General features: G+C 72.7%; 8 protein-coding genes. 5 read left to right on the plus strand and 3 right to left on the minus strand.

Translation table 11 applies throughout. The features are described from left to right. Positions 1-189: 189 nt before the first annotated feature. Positions 190-2,286 carry a catalase gene (locus AB0K37_RS37650; protein WP_363989730.1) on the minus strand — a complete coding sequence of 699 codons (2,097 nt, stop codon included), beginning with the start codon at positions 2,284-2,286 and terminating at the stop codon, positions 190-192. A gap of 302 nt (positions 2,287-2,588) precedes the next feature. On the opposite strand from AB0K37_RS37650, the gene AB0K37_RS37655 reads away from it, so the two are divergent. The 3 genes from AB0K37_RS37655 (at position 2,589) to AB0K37_RS37665 (ending at position 5,353) form a co-directional block, all read left to right on the plus strand. Further along, complete coding sequence (locus AB0K37_RS37655) at positions 2,589-2,945, plus strand: Lsr2 family protein (protein ID WP_089312171.1); 357 nt, start codon at positions 2,589-2,591, stop codon at positions 2,943-2,945. 17 nt (positions 2,946-2,962) lie between these two features. After that, positions 2,963-3,292, plus strand: a complete 330-nt coding sequence (locus tag AB0K37_RS37660) for an Lsr2 family protein (RefSeq protein WP_179834013.1) — start codon at positions 2,963-2,965, stop codon at positions 3,290-3,292. A gap of 192 nt (positions 3,293-3,484) precedes the next feature. Further along, positions 3,485-5,353, plus strand: a complete 1,869-nt coding sequence (locus AB0K37_RS37665; protein WP_363989742.1) for a potassium transporter TrkA — start codon at positions 3,485-3,487, stop codon at positions 5,351-5,353. Here the strand turns inward: AB0K37_RS37665 and AB0K37_RS37670 are convergent. Together AB0K37_RS37670 and AB0K37_RS37675 are read right to left on the minus strand one after the other, a co-directional pair. Further along, entirely contained in the window at positions 5,331-6,356 is a 1,026-nt protein-coding gene (locus AB0K37_RS37670; RefSeq protein WP_363989733.1) for a hypothetical protein, read from the minus strand. The two genes, AB0K37_RS37665 and AB0K37_RS37670, sit on opposite strands and share 23 nt — an antisense overlap. 132 nt (positions 6,357-6,488) lie before the next feature. After that, positions 6,489-7,448, minus strand: a complete 960-nt coding sequence (locus AB0K37_RS37675) for an MBL fold metallo-hydrolase (RefSeq protein ID WP_363989735.1) — start codon at positions 7,446-7,448, stop codon at positions 6,489-6,491. Positions 7,449-7,619: 171 nt separating this feature from the next. Here AB0K37_RS37675 and AB0K37_RS37680 point away from each other — a divergent pair, with 171 nt between their 5' ends. Further along, the gene (locus tag AB0K37_RS37680) at positions 7,620-8,945 is read left to right on the plus strand and encodes a hemolysin family protein (RefSeq protein ID WP_363989738.1); all 1,326 of its coding nucleotides are present in this window, start codon (positions 7,620-7,622) and stop codon (positions 8,943-8,945) included. Then, entirely contained in the window at positions 8,942-9,136 is a 195-nt protein-coding gene (locus AB0K37_RS37685; RefSeq protein ID WP_363989740.1) for a hypothetical protein, read from the plus strand. The genes AB0K37_RS37680 and AB0K37_RS37685 overlap by 4 nt, the downstream gene beginning before the upstream one ends. Positions 9,137-9,152: the final 16 nt, after the last annotated feature.

The raw sequence follows: 9,152 nt of genomic DNA on the forward strand, positions 1-9,152 counted from the left end.
CTAATATAAAAAATATAAAATATCCCGCCCCCCCCCCCCCCACTTTGTTTCATGACCCACAAAATTTCCCCCCACTGCGCCCCCGGCGGGGCGGCCCCGCCCGGGCCCTCGCCGGGCCGCCCCCCCCCCCCCGGGCCCCGTCCCCCGATCCGTCCCGCCCGGGAGCGGGAGGCCGTCCCCGGCCGCGGGTCAGGCCGGCACGTGCGCCTTCTTGCGCGTCCAGTGCCGGTGCGCCGCGACCGCCTCGACCAGCTTGGCGGGGAAGCCGCCGCCCGCCCCGCGCCCGGTGACGACGCCGGCGTCGCTGACGGCGTCCCCGTCGGAGAACCGCACGCCGTCGATGCCGGCGCGCTCCAGCAGGCCGATGCCCGCGTCGAGCGCGCCGATCGCCTTGCAGTGCACGAAGGCCTCGGCGACGAAGTGCACGGCGTCGCCGTCCCCCGCCAGCGTCCGCACGCTCTGCTCGCCGCCCGGCACGAGCACCGCGTCGTAGAGGACGGACGCGACCGTCGGCATGGCGCGGGTCACCTCGATCTGCCCGCCGTTGGCCGCCTGCACGAAGCCGTCCTTCGCGGCGAGGACCTCGACCACCGCCCCGGCCTCGGTGAGCGCGTCGCCGACCGCCGCGACGGCCGCCGAGTCGGCCCCGTCCGCCACCAGCACCGCGATCTTGCGGCCCTGGACGGAGTCCGCGCGCGCGTTCGCCTGGCTCAGCGCGGGCGACGTGCGGCCGTGGTTCGCCGTCGCCGGCTCCCGCGGCGGCTCCACTCCGACGCCCTCGGCGACCTGGACGGCGAGGGCGTGGTCGACGTGGTTGAGCCGCTCGATGACGCCCTCCCGGATGTGCCGGTGGTCGCACTTGCCGAGCTCGAACCGGAACGCGCCGACGATGTGCTCCTTCTCCCAGTCGGACATGCTGTTCCAGAACAGCGTCGCCTGGGAGTAGTGGTCGGCGAAGCTCTCACTGCGCTTGCGGATCTTGTTGCCGTCCACCCGCTCCTGGTAGTGGGTGTAGGACCCCTCGCCGCCGACCGCCGGGCAGCCTCCCGACAGCGAGTTCTTGTGGTAGCTCGCCCGCCCCTGGTGGATGTCCGTCTGGTGGTAGCCGTCGCGGTGGTGGTTGCGGACCGGCGCGACGGGCCGGTTCACGGGGAGCTGCGGGAAGTTCGGCCCGCCGAGCCGGATCAGCTGCGTGTCCAGATAGGAGAACAGCCGCGCCTGCAGCAGCGGGTCGTTGGTGAAGTCGATGCCGGGCACGACGTTGCCGAGGTGGAAGGCGACCTGCTCGGTCTCGGCGAAGAAGTTGTCGGGGTTGCGGTCGAGCACCAGCGTGCCGACCGGCCGCACCGGCACCCGCTCCTCCGGAATGATCTTGGTCGGGTCGAGCAGGTCGAAGTTGAACGCGTGCTCGTCCTCCTCCGGGACGAGCTGGACCCCGAACTCGTACTCGGGGAAGGCGCCGGCCTCGATCCGCTCCCAGAGGTCGGCCCGGTTGAAGTCGGGGTTCTTCCCCGCGATCTTCTGGGTCTCGTCCCAGGCGAGCGAGTGGATCCCGAGCCTGGGCTTCCAGTGGAACTTCACGAACGTCGCGCGCCCCTCGGCGTTCACGAGCCGGAAAGTGTGGACGCCGAAGCCCTCCATCATCGCGTAACTGCGCGGCAGCGCCCGGTCCGACATGAGCCACATCATCATGTGCATGGTCTCGGGCTGGAGTTGCACGAAGTCCCAGAGGGTGTCGTGCGCGGAGGACGCCTGCGGGATCTCGCTCGCCGGCTCGGGCTTCACCGCGTGCACGAAGTCGGGGAACTTGATGCCGTCCTGGATGAAGAAGACCGGCATGTTGTTGCCGACGAGGTCGAAATTGCCCTGCCGCGTGTAGAACTTCGTGGCGAACCCGCGGACGTCCCGGACCGTGTCGGCGGAGCCGCGGGACCCGGCGACGGTGGAGAACCGCACGAACACCGGCGTCGTCAGCGAGGTGTCCGTCAGGAATTCGGCCGTCGTGTACTCCGCGAGGGACTCGTGCAGCGTGAAATGGCCGTAGGCTCCCGAACCGCGCGCGTGCACGACCCGCTCGGGAATCCGCTCGTGGTCGAAATGGGTGATCTTCTCGCGCAGATGGAAATCCTCCATCAGCGAGGGGCCGCGCTCCCCCGCGGAGAGCGAGTTGTCGGTGTCGTCGACCCGGATCCCCTGGTCGGTGGTGAGGCTCGCCCCTTCCGGGCTCACCCGCCGATGGCCCAGTTGCTCCTGCTTCCGGTCGTCGCGGCCGGTGGGGTCGCCCATGTTCTGGCTCCTCGGATGATGCGTCGGTGGTGGTGGCTGCGCCCGTGATGGGGCGGCTACCCCGGGAACTCCGCCGCATGCGTTGTTTGACCGGAACTTGGGCCCCGCCACGTCCCACCCGGTCCGGGGGCTCGTGCTCCCGCGCGGGGAAGACGGGAGGGGGCGACCGCGGATCCGGCGCCGCGGCGGCCGGCGCGCGCCCTTCTTCCGCGCTCCCCGCGCGTCCCGCCACCATGTCCGCCCCCGGAATCCGCTACGGTCAAGGTCGCCGCGTCGGCAAGGGGAAGGAAGACACAGAACACATGGCCGAGAAGGTCATTCGGGTGGACGACATCGACGGCTCCGAAGGAGCCGATGTCGCAAAGCGGGACTTCGAAGTCCTGGACCGGACGTTCACGATCGACTTGAACGACGACAACTACAAGCGGCTGAACGAGATGCTGGACGCCCTCGCGCCCTTCATCGAGAACGCCGCCGAGGTGAAGCCGGCCGGGAAGGGCCGCAAGTCGCGCACCGCGAAGATCAAGGGCTACACGAACGGCGATGTCCGCGCGTGGGCATTGCGTGAGGACATCGAAGTCTCCGAACGTGGCAAGATATCGGATGAGGTCTATGCTGCATTCATCGAGGCACATCCGGACGCCAAGCCGGACGCATAGCTAGAGGGAGTCCCCGCATGGCACAGAAGGTCGAAGTCCTTCTCGTGGACGACATCGACGGTGGAGAGGCTGACGAGACCGTCAGCTTTTCCCTCGACGGCACGTCTTATGAGATCGACCTGAGCAAGAAGAACGCCGCCAAGCTCCGCAGCGGCCTGGAGCCGTTCGTGGCCGGCGCCCGCAAGGCGCGCAAGGCCGCGGGCCGGGGCGGCCGCGGGACGCGCACCGCGGGCAGCCGCGAGCGCTCCGCCGAGATTCGCGAGTGGGCGAAGAACCGCGGCATCAAGGTCAATGAGCGGGGCCGTATCCCCGCCAATGTGATCGAGCAGTACGAAGCCGCGCACTAGCGGCCGCCGCGCGCCCGGGGGTCTTCCGGCGCGCGGCGCGGGGCCGGGGCGGATTTATCCACGCCCCGGCCCTCTTGCGTGTGCATCGGGCAAATCCTCCCCCCATTGCGGGAGAGAATGCCAGTAATGGTGCGAGACAACACAATAAGCTGGCGCCGGGGCGACGGCGGAGGGGGCGGCCCGTTGACACGCGTGACGCGGCGGGACAAGGTCCGGTACTGGTTCGACCGGACGATGGCGAAGGGGACGCCCGCCCTCATCGGCTGGCTCGGGCTCGCGTCCGGGGCGCTGGTGCTCGTGGTGGCGACCGCCGCCGTCATGATCGCGCCCGGCGACAGCGAGTCCAACGGCCACTGGCCCGGCATGGTCTGGCGCAGCCTGCTGCGCACGCTCGACCCCGGGACGATGGGGGACGACACCGGCACCGCGCCGTACCTCGGCCTGATGCTGGTCTCGACCATCGGCGGGATCTTCATCGTCAGCTCGCTCATCGGCGTGCTCACCACCGGCCTGGAAGCGAAGATCACCGAGTTGCGCAAGGGCCGGTCGCGGATCGTCGAGCACGACCACACGGTGCTGCTCGGCTGGTCCGAGCAGGTCTTCACCGTGGTGGCGGAGCTGGTGGAGGCCAACCAGAGCCGGCGCAGGTCGTGCGTCGCGATCCTCGCCGACCGGGACAAGGTCGAGATGGAGGACGCCATCCGCGCGCGGGTCGGCGACCTCGGCCGCACCAGGATCGTGTGCCGCACCGGCGACCCGCTGAAGGTCGCGGACGTGGAGCTGGTCAGCCCCGGCACCGCGCGGTCCATCATGGTGGTCACGCCGGAGGCCGACGAGGCCGACGCCCGCATCATCAAGGTGCTGCTGTCGCTCGGCGCCCGCCCCTGGGGGCGGCGCCGCCCGCACGTGGTCGCCGCCGTGCACGACTCGGCCAACCTGCCCGCCGCCCGGCTCGCGGGCGGCCCCGCCGCGCACGTCATCGACGCCGACGACGTGGCGATCCGGCTGATCGTCCAGTCGCACCGCCAGTCGGGGCTGTCGCAGGTCTGCACCGAGCTGCTGGACTTCGTCGGCCACGAGTTCTACATGCGCGCCGAACCGGCCCTCGCGGGCATGACGTTCGGGGAGTCGCTGTCGGCCTACGACCTCGGCGTCCCGTCCGGACTGCGGCGGGCGGACGGGGCCGTCCTGCTGAACCCGCCGATGGACACCGTGATCCGCGCCGACGACGAGATCATCCTCCTGGCGGAGGACGACCTGCTGATCCGCCTCGCCACCGGGCCCGCGCCGCCCGTCCGGGAGGCGGCGATCACGACGGCGACCGCGCGGCCCCCGGTGCCCGAGCGCACGCTGATGCTCGGCTGGAACCACCGCGCGCCGAAGATCATCGAACTGCTGGACGAGTTCCTCGCCCCGGACTCGGCGCTGGTCGTCGCCGCGCCGCGCGAGGACCCCACCGGGGCGCTGCCCCCGGCGGCCAACCTCAAGATCGACTTCGTCCGGGCGGAGCCGACCGAGCGGCCGGCGCTGGAGTCCCTCGACCTCGGCTCGTTCCAGCGCGTCATCGTGCTGTCGGACGCCCGGCGCGACCGGGAGCACGCCGACGCCCGCACCCTCGTCACGCTGCTGCACCTGCGCGACATCGAGGACGGGCTCGGCGACCCCTTCGCCATCGTCAGCGAGATCAACGACGACGCCAACCGGGAGATCGCGCAGGTCACCAAGGCCGACGACTTCGTCGTCAGCGAGAAGCTGATCAGCCTGATGCTGACCCAGCTGAGCGAGAACCGGCACCTGTACGAGGTGTTCGCCGACCTGCTCGACCCGGCCGGCTCGGAGATCTACCTCAAGCCGGCGTGCGACTACCTCGCGCCGGGCGCCGAGGCCGACTTCGCGACGCTCATCGAGTCGGCCCGGCGGCGCGGCGAGGTCGCGCTCGGCTACCGCCTGACGGAGCGGTTCCACGAACCGCCCGGCTACGGGGTGGTGCTGAACCCGGACAAGTGGGCGCCGCTCACGCTCTCGGCCGACGACCGCGTCATCGTGCTCGCCGAGAACTGAGCGGGACCGCCGGGCCCAGTTCGTGCCCGGCCCGCACGGCGCCGGCGACGCGCTCGCGCAGCGCCAGCTCGGCCCGGCGGGCGTCCTCGGCCATCCCGCGGATCTCCTCGCCCGCCATCGCGTCCCCGACGGTGCTCGCCAGCAGGTCGCGGTAGCGGGCGTTCTGCTCGGGCAGCCGTTGCAGGACGCCGGCCTCGTGGTAGGCGTCGTCGGCCTCCCCCGCCCGGCGCGCGTAGGCCTCCAGCGCCTCGATCCGCCCGGTGACCGAGTCGACCGACAGCTCCAGGGCGCGGTCCTGCGGTTCCAGCAGGGCCCGGACGCGCGCCGAGAGGCGTTCCGGCTGCTGGGCGCGGCGCTCCCGGCGCAGCCGCGTGTGCTCGGCGAGGGCGCCCGCGATGGCCCACTCCTGGCGCGGCAGGACGACCGAGTTGTTGATGTCGTCGAGCAGCCCGGCGCCGTGCGCCCGCGACCCGAGCACGGCGTCCACGGCGCGCTGGGCGCGCACGAGGAGCCCGGAGGCGGGCTGGTCGAAGTCGGCCGGCAGCAGGTAGCGGCCGTGGTGCTCGCGCGCGGCGCGGGCGGCGGCGGGCTCCCGGACGTACCGCAGCGCCCCGGCGACCCAGGCGGCGAAGCTCGCGGCCGCGAGGACGGCGGCGGCCTCCACCTGGCCGAGCAGCAGCAGGAGGACCTGCACGGCCGGGACGACCATCATCGCGACCACGGGCAGCCTCCCCCAGCGCACCGCGCCGCCCACCAGTTCGTCGTCGTCCAGCGAGGCGACGAAGCACACGCGCAGCCATCCGCCCGGCAGCACGCCGTAGAACAGGGCGAACGCCGGGATCCACACCAGCCGCGCCGCGACCGTGGCGGTGCGCAGCCGCGGGGGCGCCGGGGCGGGCAGGCAGGCCGGGACGAGCCGCTCGGGCGCGGCGGCCAGCAGCGCGCGCTCCTCGCCGCCGATGCCGGGATCGAACACCGGGCGGGGCCGGTATCGCTCGGTCATCGCCACTCCCCTCCGCGTCGGGAACCCTGTGCCGGGCGCTTCCGAGCCTTCCACGCGGGGCCCGGCCGTCTCCGGGTTGTCACGAGATCCGGACATTCCTGCGGTCCCTGGGCATCCCTCCTCCGGTACCGGCTAGTCCTGCAGCTCCGCCCAGACCTCCCGGTCGCGCTCGGCCGTCCAGATGCGGGGACGTTCGATGCCGTCCAGCTCGTCCCAGAGGCGGGAGACGTCGAAGGGCAGGCAGTGCTCGAAGATCGGCCAGCCGCCGTAGGCGGGGGCGAGCGCCGCGTGGACGGCGGCGAACGCGTCCCTGAGCGCGCCGCCCTCCCGCCGGACCCGTTCGACCTCGCCGATCATCGTGGTGAGGAAGTCGCGGGTCTGCCCGACCGCCGCCCGCACGGCGTCGCGGCCGTGCGCGACGGCCCCGCGCCCGCCGACGAGGGTCTCGGCCCCGAAGGAGTGGACGTGGTCGAGCGTGCCGGACGCCCACTCGCGGTGGAACGCGTCGCCGGTGTAGAGCGCGGCCTGGGTCTCCACGAGGTCGCCGGCGAACAGGATTCGGTGCCGGGGCAGCCACGCCACGATGTCGCCCTCGGTGTGGCCGCGCCCGCAGTAGGCCAGGTCGAGGTCGCCGCGGTCGCCGCCGAGGTCGATGGTGAGGGTGCCGGTGAACGTCACGGTCGGCCAGGTGAGCCCGGGGATGCCGTCCGGGTCCTTGAACAGCCGGGGCATCCGGCCGTACTCCGACTCCCAGTCCTGCTTGCCGCGCTCGGCGATCAGCGCGCGCGTCAGGTCGTGCGCGACGACCACCGGGGCGCCGAACGCGCTCGCGCCCAGCGTGCGGACGGCGTGGTAGTGCGACAGGACCAGGTAGCGGACGGGCTTGTCGGTGTGCTCGCGCAGCACGGCGAGCCAGTCGCGCGCGGCGGCGGGCGTGGCGAGGGCCTCGAAGCAGACGAGGAAGTCCTCGCCCTCGACGGCCCCCACGTTCGGGTCGCCCTCGGCCGTGAGCGCGTACACCCCGTCGGCGAGGACCTCCAGCGTCTGCGTCTTGTCGCTCAGGTCCGCGGAGGACGCGAACGGTTTCGGCATGGGCGCCCCCTCGCGGTCGTGGCCCCGGCCCTTTCGCCTGCAGTGCGGTTCGCCTGCACTGTGGTTCATTCCACGCAGAGCGGTCGATAACCGTCCCACCCCTCGGGGAGGGACGGCCCGGGCGGGGGTAGGAGGGATCTCGAAGGTGCCGCGCGTGAGGAGGATGCCCGGGTGAACGCCGCGCTCGGACTGCTGGCCGTCCTCGTGCTGACCGCCGCGACCGGCTACTTCGTGGCGCAGGAGTTCGCGTTCGTCACTGCGGACCGCCCGGCGCTCGACCAGCGGGCGGCGGAGGGCGACCGGGCCGCGGGGCGCGCCGTGCGGGTGATGGGCCGGCTCTCGTTCATGCTGTCGGGCGCTCAGCTCGGCATCACGGTCACCGCGCTGGTCGTGGGCTTCATCGCCAAGCCGGCCCTCGCCGACCTGATCGCGCCGGCGCTGCGCGCGGGCGGGGTCCCGGACGCGGCGTCCGGCGGGGTGGCGGTCGCGCTCGGGTTCGTCCTGGCCACGGTGATCCAGATGCTGCTGGGCGAGCTCTTCCCCAAGAACCTGGCGCTGGCGCGGGCGGAGTCGCTGGCCCGCGCGCTGGCCGGGTCCACCCTTGTCTACATGGCCGCGGCCGGCCCGCTGATCAGGCTGTTCGACGTGTCCGCGAACCGGCTCGTCCGCGCGGTGGGCATCGAGCCGGTGGAGGAGCTGCGGCACGGCGCGACGCTGGAGGAGCTCGGGCACATGATCGGCGAGTCCGGGGAGCAGTTCCAGGCGGGCCACGCCGACCTGCTGGAGCGGGCCCTGGTGTTCTCCGAGCGGGACGCCGAGGCGGTCATGGTGCCCCGCGTCGACGTGGTGACGGTGCCGGCCGCGGCGCGGGCCGCCGATCTGGGCGACGTGATCGCGGCGAGCGGGCACACCCGCTACCCCGTCCTCGGCGAGGGCGTCGACGACGTGGTCGGGGTCGTCGGGCTGGAGGAGCTCGTCGCGCTCGGCCCGGGCGAGGCCGCCCGCACCGAGGTCCGCGCGCTCGCCCGGCGGGCGCTGCTGCTGCCGTCGTCGCTGCCGCTGCCGGAGGTGGTGCTGCGGCTGCAGGGCGCCGGCGAGCCCCTCGCCTGCGTGGTGGACGAGTACGGCGGCTTCGCCGGCATCCTCACCTGGGAGGACGTCGCCGAGGAGCTGGTCGGGGAGATCGCCGACGAGAACGAGCCGGGCGAGGACCTCGCGATCCGCAGCGGCGAGTGGTGGACGACGGACGCGGGGCTGCGGATGGACGAGATCGCCCACGAGACCGGCATCGCGCTGCCGGAGGGCGACTACGAGACCGTCGCGGGGCTGCTGATGAAGCGGCTCGGCCGGGTCGCGCGGCCGGGCGACGTCGTCCGGGTGGGGCTGGCGCCGACCCGGCTGGACGAGCCGGCCCGCACCGCCGTGGTGGAGGTCCTGACCATCCACCGGCACGTGCCGGAGCTGATCCGCATCCGCACCGTGGAGGAGGACGGGTGAACCTCGGGCTGGGCGCCCCGGTGACGCTGGCGCTGCTGGCGGGCAACGGCTTCTTCGTCGCCACCGAGTTCGCGCTGGTGGCGGCGCGGCGGCCGCGGCTGGAGCGGGCCGCCGTCCAGGATCAGCAGTTGAGCGGGCGGCTCGGCGAAGAGGAGTCTCGCGAGCGAGACGCGGAATCGCTCTCCGCCTGAGAGTGTGCGGACCGGG

It is taken from the genome of Actinomadura sp. NPDC049753 (genome assembly GCF_040674655.1).
Lineage (GTDB): Bacteria > Actinomycetota > Actinomycetes > Streptosporangiales > Streptosporangiaceae > Spirillospora > Spirillospora verrucosospora.